The sequence below is a fragment of the Frateuria sp. YIM B11624 genome (assembly GCF_049727805.1).
GTDB lineage: Bacteria > Pseudomonadota > Gammaproteobacteria > Xanthomonadales > Rhodanobacteraceae > Frateuria_A.
Map to the genome: position 1 here is coordinate 90389 of NZ_JBCNYA010000001.1, position 21045 is coordinate 111433.

The 21045-nt window shown below is 67.9% G+C and carries 10 protein-coding genes; 2 read left to right on the forward strand and 8 right to left on the reverse strand.

The features are described from left to right. Positions 1 to 120: 120 nt before the first annotated feature. From AAIL17_RS00430 to AAIL17_RS00440, 3 genes are all read right to left on the reverse strand, one after another. On the reverse strand, positions 121 to 1803 hold the full coding sequence (locus tag AAIL17_RS00430) for an alpha-amylase family glycosyl hydrolase (protein WP_424680826.1): 1683 nt from the start codon (positions 1801 to 1803) through the stop codon (positions 121 to 123). A 94-nt stretch (positions 1804 to 1897) separates the two neighbouring features. After that, a complete protein-coding gene (locus AAIL17_RS00435; RefSeq protein ID WP_424680827.1) occupies positions 1898 to 3391 on the reverse strand; it encodes an MFS transporter in 1494 nt (497 codons plus the stop codon). Further along, complete coding sequence (locus AAIL17_RS00440; protein WP_424680828.1) at positions 3388 to 5586, reverse strand: Six-hairpin glycosidase-like protein; 2199 nt, start codon at positions 5584 to 5586, stop codon at positions 3388 to 3390. The genes AAIL17_RS00435 and AAIL17_RS00440 overlap by 4 nt, the downstream gene beginning before the upstream one ends. A 256-nt stretch (positions 5587 to 5842) precedes the next feature. Between AAIL17_RS00440 and AAIL17_RS00445 the strand changes: the two genes are divergently transcribed. Next, positions 5843 to 6856 carry a LacI family DNA-binding transcriptional regulator gene (locus AAIL17_RS00445; RefSeq protein ID WP_424680829.1) on the forward strand — a complete coding sequence of 338 codons (1014 nt, stop codon included), beginning with the start codon at positions 5843 to 5845 and terminating at the stop codon, positions 6854 to 6856. Positions 6857 to 7260: 404 nt separating this feature from the next. After that, positions 7261 to 9753: a glycoside hydrolase family 3 N-terminal domain-containing protein gene (locus AAIL17_RS00450; protein WP_424680937.1), complete on the forward strand. Its 2493-nt coding sequence runs from the start codon at positions 7261 to 7263 to the stop codon at positions 9751 to 9753. 259 nt (positions 9754 to 10012) lie between these two features. Here the strand turns inward: AAIL17_RS00450 and AAIL17_RS00455 are convergent, their stop codons facing one another. The 5 genes from AAIL17_RS00455 to AAIL17_RS00475 form a co-directional block, all read right to left on the reverse strand. Continuing rightward, positions 10013 to 12025, reverse strand: coding sequence for a glycoside hydrolase family 13 protein (locus AAIL17_RS00455; RefSeq protein ID WP_424680830.1), 2013 nt, complete (start codon positions 12023 to 12025; stop codon positions 10013 to 10015). A 118-nt stretch (positions 12026 to 12143) separates the two neighbouring features. Next, positions 12144 to 14480 (reverse strand): TIM-barrel domain-containing protein, encoded by a 2337-nt coding sequence (locus AAIL17_RS00460; protein WP_424680831.1) that lies wholly within the window; start codon positions 14478 to 14480, stop codon positions 12144 to 12146. 307 nt (positions 14481 to 14787) lie between these two features. Then, complete coding sequence (locus AAIL17_RS00465) at positions 14788 to 16356, reverse strand: alpha-amylase family glycosyl hydrolase (RefSeq protein WP_424680832.1); 1569 nt, start codon at positions 16354 to 16356, stop codon at positions 14788 to 14790. Next, positions 16356 to 17879: a tryptophan halogenase family protein gene (locus AAIL17_RS00470; protein WP_424680833.1), complete on the reverse strand. Its 1524-nt coding sequence runs from the start codon at positions 17877 to 17879 to the stop codon at positions 16356 to 16358. The genes AAIL17_RS00465 and AAIL17_RS00470 overlap by 1 nt, the downstream gene beginning before the upstream one ends. A gap of 108 nt (positions 17880 to 17987) precedes the next feature. After that, positions 17988 to 20912 carry a TonB-dependent receptor gene (locus AAIL17_RS00475; protein WP_424680834.1) on the reverse strand — a complete coding sequence of 975 codons (2925 nt, stop codon included), beginning with the start codon at positions 20910 to 20912 and terminating at the stop codon, positions 17988 to 17990. Positions 20913 to 21045: the final 133 nt, after the last annotated feature.

Sequence of the window (21045 nt, forward strand, 5' to 3'; positions counted from 1 at the left end):
CAGGGAAGCAGGAAGAACAGGGCGAACCAGCAGCGTGCCAGCAGCCGCGTAGGGTGGGCTTCAGCCCGCCGTGTCCGGCCTAGCGAAGAGCGGTGGGCTGAAGCCCACCCTACGAGGCGCTCAGTCATCCGGATGGCTCCTGTCGCGCATCAGGCGCGTCAGTTCGGCGACCAGGTCGCCGCGGGTGGCCGGCGCATCGAGCAGGTATACCGCCACGTCGTGAGGCGCCACGCTGGCCTCCAGCGCACCGCCCTCCGCCACGTCGATCGTCCCGTCGCCCAGCGCCGCCTGCCAGCGCCCCGCCTGCAGGTACTTCGTCACGTGGAACGACGCCGGCTTGTCGCCCTTGTTGAGCAGCACCAGCGCGATCTGGTGCGCGCCATCCTTCTGGTAGACGCGATAGAACGCGGCCTGGTCGCCCGCCATGTGCTCGACGAGCATCAGCCCGCGCTGCAGCGCCGGCGTGCGTGCGCGCAGGTTGGCGATGCGTTTGAGCTGACGGTAGATCGGGCTCCTGTCCGCCGCGTCGATGCGCGCCTGGCCGTAGTAGTTGCGGTTGCCCTGGTGCTCGGCGCGGCCGCGCTCGAAGCCGGTTTCCGAGCCGTAGTAGATCGCCGGAATGCCGCGCGCGGTGAACAGCCAGTTGTTGGCGTCGATGAAGCCCGCGTCGCTGGCGTCCATGCGCGCCATGTCGTGGTTGTCGTAGAAGGTGACCAGCTCGTAGGGATTTTCGTAAGGACCGTTGGCCAGGTAGAGCTTCGACTGCAGCATTCCGTAATCGCTGCCCGGATGCTCGAACACCGCCTTGATCGCCAACTGCTGCGGGAAATCGAGCAGACTGATGCCGCCGTTCTTCGTCCAAGTGTACTTGCCGATGTTGTCCGGGCTGTAGTCGAACGCCTCGCCGTACATGAAGAAACCCGGGTGTTTCGCGCGGATGCGCGCGGAGAACTGCCGCCAGAACGTGGTCGACATGTGGCTGATGGTGTCGATGCGGAAGGCGTCCGCGCCCTGGCCGATCCACTTCAGGTAGGCGCCGGTGAAATAGTCCAGCACCGCCGGGTCGGACTCGTCGTTGTTGGACAACTGCGCCAGGTCCTCGTACGCGTGATAGAAGCGGTGCAGCGGGTTGTGGCGCGGATCGAGTTGCCACGGCGGCAGGTTCTGCTCGTCGGCGATCAGCTTGCCGTGCTCGTCGAAGATCTGTCCGAACTGCGGCTGGCGCACCGGCATGGTGAACGCCGGCGAGCCATGGTTGAGCACGATGTCCTGCACCACCTTCAGCCCGGCCTTGTGCATGCCCGCGGTGAACTGCGCGAAGTCCAGGCCCTTGCTCGGCAGGTGCTCGTCGAGCTTGTAGAAGTTGACGCCCCAGTAGCCGTGGAAGCCGGTCTTGCCGCGGTCGGAGAACTTCGAGCCCCAGTAGACCGGATCGCCGCCGGTAAAGGCTTCATCGGGGTTGTCCACGATCGGCGTGATCCACACGGCGCCGAAGCCCATGCCGCGGATGTAGCCGGCGTTGTCCAGCACGCCCCTGAAGTCGCCGCCCAGGTAGCCGATGTTCGCGCTCTCGCCCTTGGGTGCACCGGGCACCGGAATGTCGAAGGTGCGATGCACGCCGCCCTGGTTTCGATGGTCGTTGGACGGATCGCCGTTGACGAAGCGGTCGGTCATCACGAAGTAGATCGCGTTGGAGGCGAACGGCGCGGCGGTGCCGTAGAACTCGCGCGGCGGCGTGGCCGCATGGGTGATGCCGAGGCCAAGGGCCCATGCCAGGCAGGCGGCGCCGATCTTGAGCTTCATGGTGGAATCCTTGAGGAAAGCGGATCGTTGAATGACAGACGGCCACGGCCATGCCCGCGACTCGCGGGACGGCACCCGAATGATTTGTGCATGCCTACGGCGCGGCGACCGGTGCGGGTTCGTGCACGCGCAGCGTGAACAGCCCGGCCACCAGCAGGCAGGCGCCGCCCAGCGCCAGCGCCCAGATCGGCTGGTTGCCGAAGCACAGCCGCAGCAGCAGGCCCAGCACGCTGGCCGCGAGCAACTGCGGGATGACGATGAAGAAATTGAAGATGCCCATGTACACGCCCATCTTCGCTGCCGGCAGGTTGTCCGACAGCAGGGCGTAGGGCAGCGACAGGATCGAGGCCCAGGCGAAGCCCACGCCGACCATCGAGGCCAGCAGCCAGCGCGGGTCGCGGATCAGCAGGAACGAGAGCAGCCCCGCGCCGCCCAGGCACAGGTTGACCAGGTGGCTGATGCGCAGGCCGAGTCGGCGCACCATCAGCGGGATCACCACCGCCGCCAGCGCGGCGAAGCCGTTGTAGGCAGCGAACAGCATGCCGACCCAGTTGGCGCCCTCGTTGTACAGCGCCGAACCGACGTCGGTGGTGCCGTAGATCGTCTGGGTGACGCCGGCGGTGGTGTAGATCCACATCGCGAACAGCGCGAACCAGGAGAACAGTTGCACCCAGGCCAGCCGTCGCATCGACACCGGCATGCCGTACAGGTCGCCCATGACCTCGCGCAGCATGCCTTTGCTGCGGGTGAAGCTGAGCCATACGAACAGCAGGCCCGCGACGATCAATCCGCCGCCGAGCAGGTAGACCTCCTTCTCCAGCGCGAAGTGGCCGATCGCATAGAGCACGCCGGCGCCCACCAGCAGCAGCACCAGGCCCAGCCGCCAGGCAGGCGAGGCGTCGGGCCGCGCGTCCTGCGCCACGCTGTCGGCGAACGCGCGCAACTGCGCGGGCGGGTATTCGCGGGTGCTCAGGATGGTCCATAGCACCGCCCCCAGCAGCACCGCGCCGCCGGCGTAGAAGGCGTAGCGGACCGTGTCGGGAATGCCGCCGTCCGGCGCCACGTTGGCCACGCCCAGGTGGGCCAGTACCCACGGCAGCATCGAGGCAACCACCGCGCCCACGCCGATGAAGAAGCTCTGCATCGCGTAGCCGGCCGCGCGCTGCTGCGTCGGCAACTGGTCGCCGACGAAGGCGCGGAAGGGTTCCATCGACACGTTGATCGAGGCGTCCAGGATCCACAGCAGTCCGGCCGCGATCCACAGCATCGGCGCGTTGGGCATCCACAGCAGCGCCAGCGAGGCGAACACCGCGCCGATCAGGAAGTACGGACGACGCCGGCCGAGCCGGTTCCAGGTGCGGTCGGAAAAGTGGCCGATGATCGGCTGCACGATTAGCCCGGTCAGTGGCGCGGCGATCCACAGTGCCGGGATGTCGTTCACGTTGGCGCCGAGCGTCTGGAAGATGCGGCTGACGTTGGCGTTCTGCAGCGCGAAGCCGAACTGCAGGCCGAGGAAGCCGAAGCACATGTTCCAGATCTGCCAGAACGACAGCTCCGGCTTGCGGATCAGGGGACGTTCGTCCTTCATGGCGTGCGCTGACCGGTGGCAAGCGGGGCGATCAGCAGGTCGTGCAGCGTCGCTTCGTTCAACGGCCCGGCGCTGCCGCCGCTGCCGCCGGTGTACTGCGCGAAGTGCGCGAGGTAGCTCATGTTGAAGCCGTCTTCCAGGCTGAAATGGCAACGGGCGCCGGCGCGCGCGTCGAAGCGGCCCCAGGTGGACGGCTGCACGCCGATGCTGTGCGGCATCACCAGCGGCAGGCGCTGCTCGGCGGCGCCCTCGCAGCGGACCACCAGCATCTTCACTGCCGCAGTGATGCCGGTGTTGATCGGGCCGTGGCCATTGGCGTAGTCGAGCGCGACGCGGTAGCTGCCGCTGGCCGGCGCCGTCCAGGCGCGCGGCCAGTCGCCGGAAACCTTCGCCTGGTCGCCCACGCAGGCGGCGGGGGAGTGCAGCGATTCGAGCCCTTGGGCATCGACGCGCGTGGTGGTGAGGCAGACCCGGCCCGGCTGGTGCGGCAATTGCGCGGTGCCGTCGATGTCGCCGTGCGGATGGCCGTCGATGTAAAGCCGTTGCCGGCCGTCGACCTGCACCCGCCAGCCGTCGCCCGAGGATGCCACCTGCGGCGCCTGCGGGGCGACCGGGGCGTACAGCGTCGCGTCCAGGCGCAGCGGCGGATCGGCTACCTGCACGGCCTTCAGCGTGACCGTGGTGAGCGTGCCTTTCGTGGTCGTGCGGCCGGCGACGAGCAGGTTGCCGTCGATCTTCGCGGGGCGCTCCAGCGTGATGCGGCGATCCTTGAGCTCGAGCGAGATCGCGTGCCGTTCGCCGAACAGCATCGGCACCAGCGACGCGGGCAGCAGCGGTTCGACGCGGTCGTCGGCGGTGAGGCCGAACACGCCCTCGGTCACCACCGCCAGGTAGCCGGCCACCGACCAAAGCTGGCGCGGCGAGTTGACCACCGGTCCGCTGAGCGGACCTTCGTCCACGTGCTCGGCCTGGGTCAGCAGCTCGTAGTTCTCCATGTTCGAGCCATGCAGCGCCGCGCCGCGCATGACCGACTCGATCTCGTGCGCGATGCGCGCCGGCTGCCTTGTCGCACGCGCGGCGCGCAGCGCGTAGGCGCTGACGAACGGCCAGATCGCGCGATTGTGGTAGACGGGCTGGTCGGAACGCTCCGGCCAGATCACCGGACTGCCGGCCGGCCAGGTGGGGTAGTTGGCCAGCGCCTGGCTGGCACGCTCGCCTTCGGCCACGCCGCTCTCGATCGCCAGCGTCGTGCCGAGCAGGTCGTAGGTGTCGAACGGGGTGCCGTCGCCGCCGATGTAGCTCATGTACAGGCCGCGGTCGGCGCGCCAGAAGCGGGCATTGATCGCCGCCTTCAACGCCTGCGCCTGGGCTCGGTAGCCCTCCGCGGCGGCCGTGTCGCGGTGCTCGCCGGCCAGCTTCGCCGCCATCTGCAGCGCCTGGTAGTGCAGCACGTTGGTCGACAGCGCGAAGGACTGCGCGATGAAGGTCACACGCTGCGCGGTCCAGGCCGGATAGGTCTGCTCGCGCCAGTCGAGGAACGAGGTCTCGCCGCGGTAAAGCCCGAGCTTCGCGTCGAAGGCGTATTGCCGGTCCTGCGCAAGGGTGGCGCGCAGCGCCGCGTAGACCTGGCCGGCGAACGCCTTGTCGTCGAGCAGGTGGCGTGCACCGAGGAACCACACCACGCGGTCGGTGCTGATCGGCCAGCTACCGCCCGAACCGGTGTCCTGCATCGGATACGGCCCCGGCGGCACGTCGGCCACGCGCGCATCCGACAGCTTGAACTCGAGCCCGTTGCGCGAGCGTGCCGGGTCGAAGCGCCACAGTCCCAGGTCGACGGCGTAGGACAGGTCGCGCGTCCACACGTACGGCCACTTGAGGCCGGTCTCGAAGCAGTGGCAGGGAATCGGCTGGCCGTGGTTGAACGCACCGTCGCGGATCTGCTCGACCGAGTCCTGCCTGAGATCGTCCTGCGCCATGGCGAACAGGCCATCGAACAGGACGCTGCCGGTATCGCTGCGCAGCGGTTGCGCCGCAATCGTGCGCTGCCCGGTGGGCGATGCGAGCGTGTAGCTGCCCTGCGCGCCGCGGCGCATCGCGACGTCGGTGCCGCGCCATTGGAGGCTGTCATGCCAGGCGGGCGCGGTGGTGGCGGTCATGGCCGCAAGCAGCAGGCTCAGCACGGGCGGGCCGAACATGGAAGGAGTGGAGTCATCGGCTTGGTATCCACGGATGCGGGCTGTTATGTCACGCCCCGGCGCATTGCGCATGCTGCGGCTGCAACATCGCGTGGCCGGATACGGAAAGGCTCCGGCATGGTAGGCAGCGCCGCGCGAAGGCGACCAGTGGTTGCATACGTATTCATTGCGCCCTCGCGGGGTAGCCAGCGCCTTGTAAAGCGCCGGGCGGAGCCGGCATAGTCGATCGGCGTTGGCAACGGCAGCGGGAGCTTCCATGCGGGTCCGCCTCGAAGATGTGGCGCGTAAGGCGGGCGTATCGCCCAAGACGGCGTCCCGCGTGCTCAACGACGAGGCCAACGTGACCGAGGCCACCCGCCAGCGCGTGCGCGCGGCGATGGAGGCGCTGGACTACCGCCCGCTGCCCTCGGCGCGCAGCCTGGCGGGTAACCGCTCGTTCGTCGTGGCGATGCTCTACGACAACAACGACAACCCGGCGTCGACGTATCTGGCCGAGATCCAGGACGGGGTGCTCGAGGCCTGCGACGAACACCGCTACAGCATGATGGTGCGCCCGCTGCGCATGCGCGGCGACGACTTCGTGCGCCGGCTGGACGCGCTGATTTCCGACCACCATCCCGACGGCGTGGTGCTCACTCCGCCGATCACCGACTACGAACCGCTGCTGCGCCAGCTGAAGGAGCGCAACGTGCCCTACGCCAGCGTCTCGCCGGTGCAGCACGACAGGGCGATCGGCGTGGCCATGGACGAGCAGCAGGCCGCGCGAGCGATCGTGGGGCACCTGCTGGAGCTGGGCCACCGGCGCATTGCCCACGTCATCGGTATCGCCGACCACGGCGCTAGCCGCTGGCGCCTGGCCGGCTACCGCGAGGCGCTCGCCGCCGCCGGCATCGAGGAAGATCCGGCACTGGTGGTGCAGGGGGGCTTCACGTTCAGCTCCGGCGTCGCCGCGGCGCACGAGCTGTTCGCGCTCGAGCATCGGCCCACCGCGGTGTTTGCCGCCAATGACGACATGGCTACCGGCGTGATGTGGGCCGCCGGTGAGTACGGATTGAAAGTGCCGCACGACCTGTCCGTCTGCGGCTTCGACGACACGCCGCTGGCGCGCCAGTTGTGGCCGGCGCTGACCACCGTGCGCCAGCCCAGCCGCGAGATGGGCAAGATTGCCGCGCAGCAATTGCTGAACGTGCTGCGCGGGCAGGGCCAGGGCCGGCTGGTGCAGATCCCGTTCGCACTGCAGATCCGCGGGTCGACCGCCGCCGCCCCCTGAGAGATTTCGGCCGTCGCCGGCATGTTTCCGCTTCGATTTCGAACAGCGATTTTTCCGCAAGCGTGCCCATGGGTACGACACGGCCCATATCGCGTCCGAGGGCCAGTGGGCGTGGGACGAGGCACGGTTCCGGGCTTTCATGCGGAATGCAGCCTGCGTGCGCGCCGGGATGCGGAACAAGACAAGCGCCCCATACCTCTCCGTGAGCCGCGGGATCGGCCGGACCAGCGATCGAGCGCTCCGTGCACAATGCATTGACAGCGCTGTCATTCCTGTCACCATGCGGTTTGTCGCGTGCCCCGACACGCCCGCCTGGGAGCTCCCCCGTCGTGCCTTCGTCGCCTCTGTCGCCGCCGATCCTGTGTCGTTTCCTGCTGGCCGCATCACTTCTCGGCGTGCCGCCCATGGTTCCTGCTGCCACGCTGGCCGCCGATACCACCGTCCATCCCGGGATCTGGCCCAGGGGACACTCGCCACTGCCGCCCGATCCCGCACTCGAAGCGCGCATCGACGCGCTGATGGCGAAGATGTCGGTGGAGGACAAGGTCGGCCAGATGATCCAGGCCGACATCAAGTACGTGACGCCCGAGGACGTGCGCAAGTACCGCCTCGGCTCCGTCCTGGCCGGCGGCAACTCCGGCCCCGACGGCGGCCAGTACGGCACCGCGGCGCAGTGGCAGAAGCTGTGCGATGCCTTCTACCAGGCTTCGATGGACACCACCGGCGGGCGCCTGGCGATCCCGGTGCTGTTCGGCATCGATGCCGTGCATGGCCACAACAACCTGGTCGGCAGCACGCTGTTCCCGCAGAACGTGGGCCTGGGCGCCACGCGCGATCCGAAACTGATCCATGAGATCGGCAAGGTCACTGCGCTCGAACTGCGCGCCAGCGGTTTCAACTGGACCTTCGCGCCCACGCTTACGGTGCCGCAGGACGAACGCTGGGGCCGCGCCTACGAGGGCTACTCGCAGAACCCGCCGCTGGTCGCGCGCTATGCAAGCGCGATAGTGGCGGGGTTGGAAGGCCGGCCCGGCACGCCGCAATTCCTGGATGCCAACCACGTGATCGCCACCGCCAAGCATTTCGTCGGCGACGGCGGCACGCACAACGGCAAGGATCAGGGCGATGCCCAGGTGCCCGAGACCGTACTGCGCGACGTCCATGCCGTCGGCTATCCGCCGGCGATCGCGGCCGGCGTGCAGGTGGTGATGGTGTCCTTCTCCAGCTGGAACGGCGTGAAGATGGCCGGCAACAAGGGCCTGATCACCGACGTGCTGAAGGGGCGCATGGGCTTCGACGGCATCGTGCTCGGCGACTGGAACGCGCACGGCCAGGTGCCCGGTTGCAACAACGAGGACTGCCCGGCGGCCTACAACGCCGGGCTGGATATGTTCGAAGCGCCCGATTCGTGGAAGGGCGTGTACGTCAACACGCTGGCCGAAGTGAAGAAGGGCGTGATCCCGATGAGCCGCGTGGACGACGCGGTCCGCCGCATTCTGCGGGTGAAGCTGCGGCTGGGCATGTTCGAGGCCGGTCCGCCTTCGGCCAACCCGCTAGTGGCGCGCTCGGCGCAGGTGATCGGCAGCCCGATGCATCGCGCGCTGGCGCGGCGCGCGGTGCGCGAATCGCTGGTGCTTTTGAAGAACCACGGCGGCGTGCTGCCGATCGATCCGCGCAAGCATGTGCTGGTGACCGGCGACGGCGCCGACGACATCTCCAAGCAGAACGGTGGCTGGACGCTGACCTGGCAGGGCACCGGCCTGACCAACGCCGACTTCCCGGGCGCCACCTCGATCTGGCAGGGGATACGCCAGCAGGTGCAGGCTGCCGGCGGCAGCGCCGAGCTGGCGGCCGATGGTCGTTACAAGCACAAGCCCGACGTCGCCATCGTGGTGTTCGGCGAGGATCCCTACGCCGAGTTCCAGGGCGACCTGCCCAACCTGGCCTACCGTCCCGGCGACGACCACGACCTGGAGCTGCTGCGTCGCCTGCGCGGGGAGGGCGTGCCGGTGGTGGGGGTGTTCCTCACCGGCCGGCCGCTGTGGATGAACCGCGAGATCAACGCCGCCGACGCCTTCGTGGTGGCCTGGCTGCCGGGCACCGAAGGGGAGGGCGTCGCCGACGTGCTGCTGCGCACCGCGGACGGCCGCATCGCGCACGACTTCCACGGCAAGCTCGCCTACGCCTGGCCGCGCACGGCGGCGCAGATTCCCGTGGCTGCAGCGGCGCGCGGCGAGGCGCCGCAATATCCGTACGGCTTCGGCCTGACCTATGCCGACCGCGACACGTCCGCGCCGCTGCCCGAGATCGCCGGCGTGGACCTGAGCCACGCCCGTGCCGGCATCTACTTCAGCCACGGCAAGCCGGCGCAGGGCTTCACGCTGCGCCTGACCGGCGCCGACGGCGCGACCGCGGACGTCACCGGCACACCCGCGGCTACCGGCGACGGCAGTCTTCGCGTCGGCGCCTTCGACTACAAGGCACAGGAGGACGCCCGTGCCCTGGCCTGGTCCGGCGATGGCGGCGCGCGCGCGGCGCTGGTTGCACCCGCGCCGCTGGATGTGGAGCGCGAGACCAACGGCGACGTGCTGCTGGTCACCACGCTGCGCATCGAATCGCTGTCGCCACAGGGCGCGGCGATCGGCGTGACCTGCGGCGACGGCTGCGGTGCGCAGGTGCCGGTGGGTGACCAGCTGGCGACCCTGCCGCATGGCCAGTGGCTGCGCGTGGGCATTCCGCTCAAGTGCTTCGGTGAGGCCGGCGCCGACATGACCCGGCTGGACCGGCCCTTCGTATGGACTGGTTATCCGGGCGGGCGGATCGACCTCACCGAGGTCTCTCTCGGCACCGTCGCGGACCAGACGCTTGCCTGCCACGGCCAGTCCGCCAAGCCATGAATGCCATTGCTCTTGCGCCCGCGGCTGTCCACGCATGGTCACCTGTGCCGTGGGCGATCTGCCGGGCCTCCGTGCACGGGTCGGGCAGATGCCGGGACCATGCCGGACCGAGCGGATTGGGTTCCGATCGGGCGACGGTAGGCGCGTAGGGCTATCGTCGGTTAGCGGCCGCAGATGCTTCCCCGCCGGGACGGGGAAGCAACGGGTTACGGCCGTGCATCCAGTGCGGTTGCCCGTACCGCACCGGCCCCGTCCCTTCTCACTGCGCCAGGATGGCGCCGTAATGGCCGTTCACGCTGAGCGTGACCTGGCCGTTCTGCACCGTGTACGAGGTACCGGAAATCTGGTCGACCAGGTGGCTGCCGTTGGTCACGCTCAACTGCCACACCGGCACGGTCACCGAATGCGTGACCGAATCGTTGTTGAGCACCACCGCGATGCGGTTCGAGGCATCGAAGCGGCCGTAGGCGTACAGCTTCGAGGCATCCTCGGTGAGCAGGGTCATGAACGAGCCGGTGCGCAGGGCCGGGTAGGCGTTGCGGATCGCGATCAGCTTGTTCGCCAGCGCCACCGCGCTGTTGGTCGAGGTGCCCACGGTCCAGTCGAAGGTGCGGCGGTTGTCCGGGTCGGCGCCGCCCTGCATGCCGTACTCGTCGCCGTAGTAGATGGTCGGTGTGCCGACGTAGGTCATCTGGAAGATCAGCGCGAGATAGGTCTTCCAGATGTCGCCGCCGGCACGGGTGCCGAAGCGCGTGGTGTCGTGGCTGCCCAGCGCATTGCTCATGGTCTGCTGGACGTTGGTGGGGTAGTTGGCGCGCGTGCCGCGCAGCCAGCTGTCGAACTGGCTCGCCGGAATGGAGGCGGCGCCGTTGCCGTAGTCGTGTCCGGTGATCCACTCCGAAACCGGCTGCATGAAGCCGTCGTAGTTCATCGCACCGTCCCATTCCTTGCCATCGTCGGTCCACGGGCCGGCGTTGCCCCAGAACTCGCCCAGGATCTCGGCGTTGGGATTGACCGATTTCACCGCGGTGCGCAGCTCGGCCATGATCTGGTGGTTGGTCGCGTCCGAGCCGTCGCCGCCGTTCGCGTCCAGGTATTGCGCGGCATCCAGACGCCAGCCGTCGATCGAGTAGGGCGTCTTCAGGTAGGTCTTCACCACCGAGGTGGCGCTGCCGTAGATCGCGTTGCGCACGGCCGAGCCACTGGACCCGTAGTTGAGCTTGGGCATGCTCGCGATGCCGAAGAAGCCCGAGTAGCTGTTCGGCCAGGCCTGGAAGGTATACCAGCTGTAGTAGCTGCTCGACTGCGACTCATAGGCGCCGGTCACGCTCGACCAGTGGTAGCGGTCGAACCAGGCCGAGGTGTCGCCGGTGTGGTTGAACACGCCATCCAGGATCACGTAGCCGCGCGGACCGTTGGTGCTGCTGTGCACGTCGCCGATCAGCGTCTGCAGCGTGGTGCTGGTGCCGAAGGCGGGATCGACCTTGAGGTAATCCTCGGTGTCGTACTTGTGGTTGGTCGGCGAGAGGAAGATCGGGTTGAGGTAGAGGATGTTCGCGCCCAGCGTGTTCTTGATGTAGCCGAGCTTCTGGTCGACGCCGGCCAGGTCGCCGCCGAAGAACACAGCGCTGTTGCAGCCGCCGACGTTGGACACCACGCTGGAACCCCAGGCGTGCTTCTCGGTGGCGCAGCCGGCGTAGGTGTACTGGCCGTTGGTGACGTCGTTGACGGTGTTGCCGTTGTAGAAGCGGTCGGGGAAGACCTGGTAGATCACGCCGTTCTTCATCCACGCCGGCGTGGTGAAGCCGGGCACGATGAAGAAGTCGCCGGAGGACGGCTCGGACGAGCTGGCGCCTGCGGCGTTGAGCCAGGCGGTGGCGCTGCCGTCGTTGACCTGGAAGCGGTAGTACTTCTCCGAGGCGCTGGCCGGCACCGTGCCCTTCCAGAAGTCGAAGTTGCCGGTGGCGTCATTGGCCGACCAGCTCATCGCCACCCAGTGGAACTGGCCGTCGGCGCTGTCGTAGTACTTGATGTTGGCGCTGGTGATGTCGCCCTTGAAGGTGCGCAGCGTCAGTGTCACCGCCTGGGCGGCCGTCGGCTCGACGTGGTTGTCGTACAGCGGCCCCTGGTCGTGGAACAGGCCGTTCCATTCGACGTTGTTGTCGTTGCTCGCCGCCAGCAGGGCAGTCGAGGGCAAGGCATAGAGCGCCATGGCCGCGAGGATCGCGGCGGTGGTCTTCCAGCGGCGGATCGTCCGTTCGTCATTGCGCATGCCACGTTCCTCCCAGGCGGTGAACATGAGGGTCGTCCGGCTCTCGCGGCCGTCATTCCCGCGAACGCGGGAACGACGACCCTGTGGACCATGGGCCGGACGGCAAAAACGCTGCGGCTTACTTTTTCACGTCGAGCGTGACGGTCAGGGCGTGGCCGGCGGCCACCCGCACCCAGGTCACCGGGCCGAAGCGGTCCTTGCCCACTGCCCAGCCGTCGTCGCCGGACGCGCGCAGGGCGTCGACCCCGTCGAAGGCTTCCAGCGCCCGGCCGCTGCTGCGCACGGCCTCGGCCGCTTGCCCGTGGAACTTCAGCAACCACGACTTCAGCGCGGGCTTGTAACTGCCCTGCGGCGCGGCGATGGCGAAGCTCACGGTATCGCCGTGCGCCTGCATCCGCATCGACTGCAGGAAGTATTCGCCCTGCTCGTAGCCGTAGGTCCTGCCGTCGTCGTCGTAGTAATCGAACTGGCTGCCGTCGGCGGCGGGGAACAGTTCCACCTCGAGTTCGGTGAGCGGGCGCTGGCCGACGTAGTCCATCGGCGGCGCCATCGGGATGATCGCGCCTTCGCGGACGTACAGCGGAATGTCGCTCCAGTGCGTGGCGTCGGCCTGGTGCTCGATGGTGCGGCCGCCCTCATAGCGCTTGCCGCTGAACCAGTCGATCCACTCGCCCGCGGGCAGGTAGACCGGCTTGGCCGTCTGGCCTTCATCGACCACCGGCGAGACCAGCAGGCTGTCGCCGAACAGCCAGGCGTCAACGTCGTTGCGCAGGTTGGCGTCGTGCGGCCAGTCGAACAGCAGCGGGCGGACCAGGCCGATGCCGGTGGCGCGACGCTGGTGCTCGTAGCTGTAGATGTAGGGGATCAGCGACTGACGCAGGCGGATCGCGTCGGTCGCGGCCTTCTCGGCGACCGCGCCGTACACCCACGGCTGGCGGTGCTGGCCGAGTTCGCCATGCACGCGGAACACCGGCGTGAACGCACCGAACTGGATCCAGCGCGCGTAGTTCTCCGGGGTCGGCGTGCCGCCCTTGAAGCCGCCGCCGTCCATGCCCCACTGCATCGCGCCGACGTTGATGGCGCTCAGCATGCGCTGGCGCTGGCCGGCCATGGAAGCGAAACCGGTACGGATGTCGCCCGACCACAGGCCGTAGGCGTAGCGCTGGGCGCCGAGGTAGAAGTTGCGGTTGAGTGACCACACGCGCAGGTCGGAGATGGCGCGCTGGCCGTCGTAGAGCGCGCGCTGCATGTCCATGTGCTGCAGGTCGACGGCGACGTCGTCAGCCTCGTCGTTCCACCAGCCCACGATGCCGGTTTCGAAGGAATGCTTCAGCGCGGCGTTGAAGAACCAGGCGCGTGCGGCCGGATCGGCGAAGTCGAGCTCGCGCACGGTCTTGCCGGAGAAGTAGTCCGGCGCCGGGTCGCTCTGCGCCAGCCAGTAGCCGTGCTCGCTGGCCTCGCGGCCCTCGACGGTGTCCACGTGGATGCGCGGCTTCATGATGCCGGTCAGGTGCACGCCCTGGGCGTCGAGCAGGGACTTGAGCTTGCCGCTGTCGCCGTCGGGAAACTTGTGCTCGTTCCAGCGGAACTCGCCGTAGTTGTCCTCGCCCCAGGCCTTCCAGTCGAAGTCGAGGGTGAAGTTGTCCAGCGGGATGTGGCGCTCGCGGTAGCCGTGGACGATGTCCAGCAGTTCCTTCTCGTCGATGCCCCACTGGCTGTTGGTGAAGCCCATCGCCCACTTCGGGAACAGCGGGCTGCGGCCGCTGACCTGCGCCAGCGCGCCGAAGATCGCGTGCGGGTTGCCGAGGAAGACGTAATAGTCGAGGCCGCCGTCGAACATGCGCGCGTCGATGCGCGTGTCACCCAGCGCGATCTGGCCGCCGACGCCGTCGACCAGCACGCCGTAGCCGGCGGTGCTCCACACGAACGGCGCACCGGCGTGGCCCTGCTCGCCGGCGGTGACCGGGCGATAGCCGTCGCGCAGCAGGCCGGCGGTGGCCGGCTCGACGGCGTCGAAGCCACCGATGCCGTACATCGGCTCGCCCTTGGCGTGGATCAGGCTCAGCCGGCCGTGACCCAGCGAGGGCAGGGCGAACTGGCGCAGCAGCGGCGGCTGGCCCGGCACGCCGATGCGCAGTTCGCCGTGCTGCTTGTCCCACACCGCGTCCAACTGCGCCGAATGCAGGCGTGCGCCGCCGGCGTCCTGGGAAACCTCCGCAACCGGCCGGGTCGAGGCCTGCGGCGCAGGATCGATCACGATCGTCGGCGCGCTCACATGGCCGGCCTTGCGGAACTGCACGTGCAGCGTGCCGGGCGCGGTCAGCTCGACGCGGACGGTATCGGCACCGAGCGTGATGTCGAACCCGGGAGCGGCCGGCGTGAGGGAAGCGGACCTGGCCGGCGCAACGTGCGCCCGGGCCTGGGAAAGCGATGCAGCAGCGGAAGAAGGGGACACCAGCGATACTCCGACGACTAACAACGTGATCGGCCCCATTGACGCGCGCTTGAGCTTTGTGAAGAGCGCGTGCAGGCGATCGAAGCCGGGCCCATAGTAGGGTCGGCGGCGCGCGGCGCAACACCCGTGTGCATACGTATTCATGTGTGACATGACGCGGTTTTCCGATGGTGCGGCGCACGATCCGCCAGCACGGGTGGTAGGGGACAAACGGACTCGGCCGTACGCGCATCCAGGACCGTTTTTCGCGCGCCGAAGACCTCTGTCGCCGAGCTGTGGGTGCTGCCTGCGCACGACATCAGACCGCTCACTGCAGCACCACCGAAGCGTAGGCGGGCAGATGCAATTGCCCTGCGGTGATCCGGGTGTCGGGTTCGCTGGCGTGGCTTATCTGGCTGAAGTGCGCGAGCGGACCGGCCAGCTTCAATGTCTGTGGCGTGCGCGAAAGGTTGTGCACGACCAGCACCCTGTCGCCGGCATCCGCCAGCTCCCAGGCGGCAAGATGGGGATCGGCGATGGCCGGCACGCTGAGGGCGCCGTCGCGCAGCACGGCCGATTCGCGGCGCCAGTCGATCAGCATGCGGTACCAGGCCAGCAGCGAATGCGGGTCATCCCGCTGGACATCCACCGACACGTCCGGGCCGTCGCCCGCGCTGAAGCGCTTCCAGCGACTCTCGCCGGGGCCGGTCGGATCGCGATGCCAACGCATCGGTTCGCGCAGGTCCGGATCGGGCTTGCGTCCGCGCATGCCCAGTTCCTCGCCGTAATAGATGAATGGCTGGCCGGGCAGGGTAAGCAGCATCGCCGCGGCCGTACGCATGTGCTGCGTGTTGCCGTCGAGCTGGCTCATCACCCGTTCCTGGTCGTGGTTGGAGAGGAACGGCGCGTCCTGTCCGGCCGGGATGGACGTGGCGATGCGCTCGAGCAGGTCGCCGAGTCCGCCGTTGCGTTCGCTGCGGGCGCTCTCGATCAACTGCGTGGCGAGCGGGAAATCGAACACCGCATCGAGCGGGCCATACCAGGGCGCCAACTGCTTCGGTTCGTCGCGGGTCACCTCGCCGACCAGGTACACACCCGGGCGCGCGGTCCTCATCGCGTCGTGGAAGGCGCTCCACCAGGCCAGGTTCCGGCGCAGCAGGGCCGGGTCGTCGACCGTGGCGGCGAAATCCTCGTAGACATGCCGCGCCGCGTCGAGGCGGAAGCCGTCCACGCCGCGGGCGAGCCAGTAGCGGCCGATGTCGATGACTTCCTTGCGCACGGCGGGTGTGTCGAAGTCCAGGTCCGGCATCTCGCTCGTGAAGATGCCCAGGTAATGCTGCTTGCCCAGCGCGTGCCAGGCCTGCCCGCCGGTGGCGCTCTTCGCATCGAGATCCGTGCCGGGGCTGGCCCAGCCATACCAGGCGTGGTGCGGGTCGGCCGGGTCGCGCGCGGCGAGAAACCATGGGTGGCGATCGCTGGTGTGGTTGACCACCAGGTCCATGATCACGCGGATGCCGCGTGCGTGCGCGGCATCCAGCAGGCGATCGAAGTCGGCCAGCGTGCCGTACTGCGGATTGATCGCGCGGTAGTCGGTGACGTCGTAGCCGTGGTAGCTGGGCGAGGGATTGATCGGCATCAGCCAGATACCGTCGACGCCGAGCGACTTGAGGTAGTCGAGTTTTTCGGTGATGCCGTTGAGGTCGCCGACGCCGTCGCCGTCGCTGTCGCGCCAGGCACGCACGAAGATCTCGTACCAGACGCCCGAGCGGGAAGCGGCGGGCGCCTCGGCATGGACACGCTCCTCCGGGGCGCGGTAATAACTGGCCGCGATGCCGGTGGCGGGTAGCAGCACGGCGAGCAGCGCCGCGGCGAGGATCGGTTGCCAGCGGGGATGCATCAGACGGCCTCCAACGTGTTGGCGGCACAGTGCCGGGCGATGAACTGCGCGTGCTCCGGCATGCCGGCCACGGCGCGATCGAGCAGCGTGCGGATGTGCGACAGGAACTCCTCCAGTTGCGCCTGCGGCAGCGCATCGGCGAGCGGGTGGTGGCCGGTCGGCGCGATGCCCTGGCCCAGCATCACCTGCAGCCAGGCGGGTTCGGCGAACAGTTCGTCGGCATCGCGCACGATGCGGCCGCCGCTGCGGAACAAGGCGAGCTTGCGCTCCAGCGGCTCGGGCATGGCGATCTGCGCGCAGTGCTGCCAGAACGGCGTGTCGCGCCGCTCGACGGCGCGGTAGTGCAGGACCAGGAAATCGCGGATGCGCTCGTATTCGAAACGCGTCTGCCGGTTGTATTCGGTCACCAGCGCGGCGTCGCACTGGCGGTCGGGGAACAGCGTGAGCAGGCGCTGCACGCCCGACTGGATCAGGTGGATGCTGGTCGATTCCAGCGGCTCCATGAAGCCGGCGGCCAGGCCCAGCGCCACGCAGTTGCGGTTCCAGGCCTGCCGCCGCATGCCGCTGGTGAAGCGCAGCAGGCGCGGCTGCTCCAGCAGCTCGCCCTCGATGTCGCCGACCAGCAGGGCGGTCGCCTCGTCGTCGCCCATGAACTGGCTGCAATACACGTGGCCGTTGCCGCTGCGGTGCTGCAGCGGGATGCGCCATTGCCAGCCGGCCGGCCGCGCGTTGGCCTGGGTGAACGGACGCAGCGGTTCCACGCGGCTGCTTGGCGCGACCATCGCGCGGTCGCAAGGCAGCCAGTGGCGCCAGTCCTCGTAGCCGGTCTTGAGCGCCTCCTCGATCAGCAGCCCGCGGAAGCCGGAGCAGTCGATGAACAGCTCGCCGGCGATCGTTTCGCCGCTCGCGAGTTGCACCGATTCGATGAAGCCGTCGGCCGCGCGCAGGTTGACTTTGACCACCTTGCCTTCGGTGCGCTGCACGCCTTGCGCCGCATGCTGGCGCAGGTAGCGGGCATAGCGCCCGGCATCGAGGTGGTAGGCCCAGCGCAGGCCGGTGAGCGGAGTGCCGTCGACCCGCTCCATGCGCGCGAAGCGATGCGCGCCGATCGCACGGGCGTTGAGCGAGTAGGCCCACAGGTCGGCTGCGGCCGGATCCTGCCGGCTGCGCAGCCAGTACGGATGGAACGGCAGCAGGCCCAGCGGCAGGCCGATGTCGCCGAAGGCGTGCAGGTAGGACTCGCCGATGCGGTGCCAGTCGTTGAACTGGATACCGAGCTTGATGGTGCCCTGTACCGAGCGGAGCAGGTCGTCCTCGTCCAGGCCGAGGAAGGCGTTGACCAGGCGGATCGAGGGAATGGTCGATTCGCCGACGCCGACGGTGCCGATCTCGTCGGATTCGACCAGCCGGATCTGCGCCTGCCCGCCGAGCGCGCGCGAGAGCAGCGCCGCGGTCATCCAGCCGGCGGTGCCGCCGCCCACGATCACGACGTTGCGGATGCGCGTGTCGCCGCTTTCGCCCATGCGCTCGTTCCTGCTGCGGCCCGCCGCCTGCGCGGGCGTGAAAACAAAAATGCCCCGCCGGAGTCCGCACGGCGGGGCATACGGGGAGAACCTGAGCCCGTCAGTACCTCACTGGAACTTGTACGAGACGGCCAGATCGTAGCGCCGGCCGTAGCTTTCCCAGGTTAGTACCTGCCTCGGGTCGTTGTTCTGATAGGTGATGAACGACTTGTTGGACAGGTTGGAACCCTGTGCGATCAGGGTCAGGCCCTTGAAGGCGCCGCTCTGGAAGGTGTAGCTCACCTGCGCGTCGTAGGTGCTGCCGCCCTTGATGGTCTGCTCGATGCGCGAGGCACTGATGCCCGACACCTCGCCAAGGAAGCTGGAACGGTAGTCGTCGCTGACGCGGGCTTCGAAGCCCTGGTGCTGGTAGTACAGCGTGGCGTTGGCCACCCACTTGGACAGGCCCGGCACGGTGAGCGGATCGGGATTGCCCGCGTACACCACCGAGCTCTTCGTACGGTTGCCGGTGAGGATCATGCCGAAGCCATCCAGCGGCTGGGCAATCAGGTTGAATGGCAGGTTCAACGTCACCTGCGCGCCCTTCACGTAGCCGTGGCCGTCGTTGGTCGGACCGGACACGGTGCCCAGGGTGGTGCCGAGCTGGGACACCTGATCCGGCGTCAGGCCGAACGGCAGGAACGCTTTGAAGTCGTACAGGTAGGCCGCGCTCGGGTTGATGTAGTCCTTGAGCTTGATGAAGTAACCGGACACCGAGAAGTAGCCGCCGCCACCGCTGCGGCACAGGTCGGAGTTCTTCTGGTCGGTGTTGTTGCACTCGAAGCCGTTGCCGCCGGAGAAGTAGTGCTCGTAGCTGACGTTGTAGTTGTCAGCCAGGGTCGGCTTGAGCTTGGCGTTGCCGCCCGATGCGCTGAAGTAAGCTTGGTTCGGGTCGGTCGACTGCAGGCGCGTGATGTTGCCGCTCACCGCGAGGCTGGCGTTCATCTGGTCCATGCGCGCGCGGGCCAGCGTACGGGCCGCGCTGACGCGCAGGTCGTCGTTGTCGGAGAAGCCGAAGATCAGGTTGGCACTGGGCAGGTAGTTGTTGTAGCTGGTGCTGCCGGTCACTGGGATCAGCTCGATCGCGTTGCCGGTGACGGCGCTGCCAGGCGCCACGCGTTCGCCGGTGGCGGTCTGCGAGGTGTGCTGCGCCTGCACGCCGAAGTTGCCGCGCAGGCTGACGCCGCCCAGATAGGTGTCCAGGTTCAACTGCACGTACGGGGTGAACACCTTCTCGCGCACCTTCCAGTTCGGCGGCATCGATAGCGACGAGCCGAAGGTGGGGACGCCCACCAGGGTGCCGTTGGCGATCAGGTCGAACGGGTTGTAGCAGAGCTGCTGGCCGATGCCCATGAACGAGAGCGGATCGCAGTTGCTGCCGGTGAACGGCGCCGTCTCCACCGCGCTGCCGCCGCTGATGGTGCCACCGCCCAAGGTCAGGAAGCTCTGGTCGATGTGGTAGGTCTTGTTGCGCGTGCTGTGCGCCACGCCGAACTCCATGCTGGAGAACGGACCACTGGCGAAGCTGCGTTCCACGGCCAGGCGCAGGTTGGCGAGGTAGTCGACGGTGTGCGGCGCGTTGATGAAGCCCGCCTGCACCACATCGTTGCCGCCGCCCCAGCCCTGCGGGTCGGTCAGCACCACGCCCTGGGTGTAGTCCAGCGACGGGCTCAGGTAGAACAGGCCGTTGCCATGCTGGTCGAAGCCGACGGTGTCGGTGGCGCCGTTGGCCGGGGTGAAGCCCGTGCCGGAGTAGCTCTCCAGGTTGACGTCGTTGCGGGTGGCGCGCGAGTAATTGCCGTCGAGGTCGAGCGACCAGTCCTCGTTGATGGTGAACTTGTTGTCCCAGTTGAAGTTGTAGACGCGCGCGCTGGTGCTGTTGTAGTCGTTGCGGATGACCGGCTTGACGGCGGTGTAGGTGCCGCTGTCATCGAAGCCGTTCTGCACCACGCTGCCAGGCTGCAGCTGCGCGGAGCTGTAGAACAGCGGGAACTCCATGCCCTTGGCCTGCTGCACTTCCTTGAAGTTGTCGTACGTCATGTCGATGGTGCCGGTGTAGTGCTCGTTCGGCTGCCACTGCACGGTGGCGAGCACGCCGCGGCGCTTCATCGAATCGGAAATGCCGTAGTTCTTCGCACCGCCGATCACCAGGTTTCCGTCGGCGTCGGTGGCGTAGCCCCAGGGGGCCTGGTGCTGGATCTGCGAGGGGTTGTTCTCCAGGTCCACGCCCAGGGTCACGCCCACGGTATGGTCGGCGAACTGGTGCACCCACACGCCGTTCAAGTTGTAACCCTTGTCGCTGACGCCCGGGCCGTCGGCGAGCTGGCCCATGCCGTCCCAGATGTAGTGCGCGTTCACGGCCGCTTCCGGACCGCTCTTCTCGAGCGGACGGATGGTGTGCATGTCCACCGTGCCGGCCAGGCCCTGGCCGATCAGGTCCGCGGACGGGGACATGTGCACCACCACGTTGTCGAACCAGCTCGAGGGGTACTGGTCGAACTGCACGTCGCGGTTGTTGGAGGTGGACACCTGCTGGCCGCCATTGACCAGCGCGGTAGAAAGGTCCGGTCCCAGGCCATGGATGGTCAGCACCTGCGGGCGACCGCTGACGGTCTGCACCGCCAGGCCGGGCAGGCGGCCCAGCGAGTCGGCGATGGAGACGCCCGGCAATTTGCCGACCTGCTCGGCCGACACGGCCTCGACAATGCCGTTGGCGTTGCGCTTGAGCGCCGTGGAATTCTCGATGCTGCTGACGAAGCCGCTGACTTCGACCGCCTGCAGGGTCTTGGCCTTGCCCGGGCGGTTCTTCTGGTTGGCCTTGTCCTTGTCGTCGGCCTGGTCGGCCGACTGGTTTTGCGCCTGGTCCTGCGCCGGGGCGATGCCCTGGGCGGACGGCGCCGTGGCGGGCGCATTCGCAGCCGCCGCCGTCGAGCAAAGCCCGAAGCATGCCGTGGCAATCGCGACTGCAAGAATGTTGCGCTCTGGTTGTTTCATTTCCCCTCCCGAAAACCGCTGAATTGTCGCAAGTCGTTTTTGACGGCGGATCGCACTCGCAGTCGATCGCCACGTCCGCGTTATTAAGACGTGGCCCGATCATAAAGACGTTGTTTTGGACTCAGCGCAGGAG

What these genes read in the sequence shown, in the direction of transcription:
- AAIL17_RS00430 (WP_424680826.1), bottom strand. Translation starts at nt 1,803, where the DNA reads ATGAAGCTCAAGATCGGCGCCGCCTGCCTGGCATGGGCCCTTGGCCTC.
- AAIL17_RS00435 (WP_424680827.1), bottom strand. Translation starts at nt 3,391, where the DNA reads ATGAAGGACGAACGTCCCCTGATCCGCAAGCCGGAGCTGTCGTTCTGG.
- AAIL17_RS00440 (WP_424680828.1), bottom strand. Translation starts at nt 5,586, where the DNA reads ATGTTCGGCCCGCCCGTGCTGAGCCTGCTGCTTGCGGCCATGACCGCC.
- AAIL17_RS00445 (WP_424680829.1), top strand. Translation starts at nt 5,843, where the DNA reads ATGCGGGTCCGCCTCGAAGATGTGGCGCGTAAGGCGGGCGTATCGCCC.
- AAIL17_RS00450 (WP_424680937.1), top strand. Translation starts at nt 7,261, where the DNA reads ATGGTTCCTGCTGCCACGCTGGCCGCCGATACCACCGTCCATCCCGGG.
- AAIL17_RS00455 (WP_424680830.1), bottom strand. Translation starts at nt 12,025, where the DNA reads ATGCGCAATGACGAACGGACGATCCGCCGCTGGAAGACCACCGCCGCG.
- AAIL17_RS00465 (WP_424680832.1), bottom strand. Translation starts at nt 16,356, where the DNA reads ATGCATCCCCGCTGGCAACCGATCCTCGCCGCGGCGCTGCTCGCCGTG.
- AAIL17_RS00470 (WP_424680833.1), bottom strand. Translation starts at nt 17,879, where the DNA reads ATGGGCGAAAGCGGCGACACGCGCATCCGCAACGTCGTGATCGTGGGC.
- AAIL17_RS00475 (WP_424680834.1), bottom strand. Translation starts at nt 20,912, where the DNA reads ATGAAACAACCAGAGCGCAACATTCTTGCAGTCGCGATTGCCACGGCA.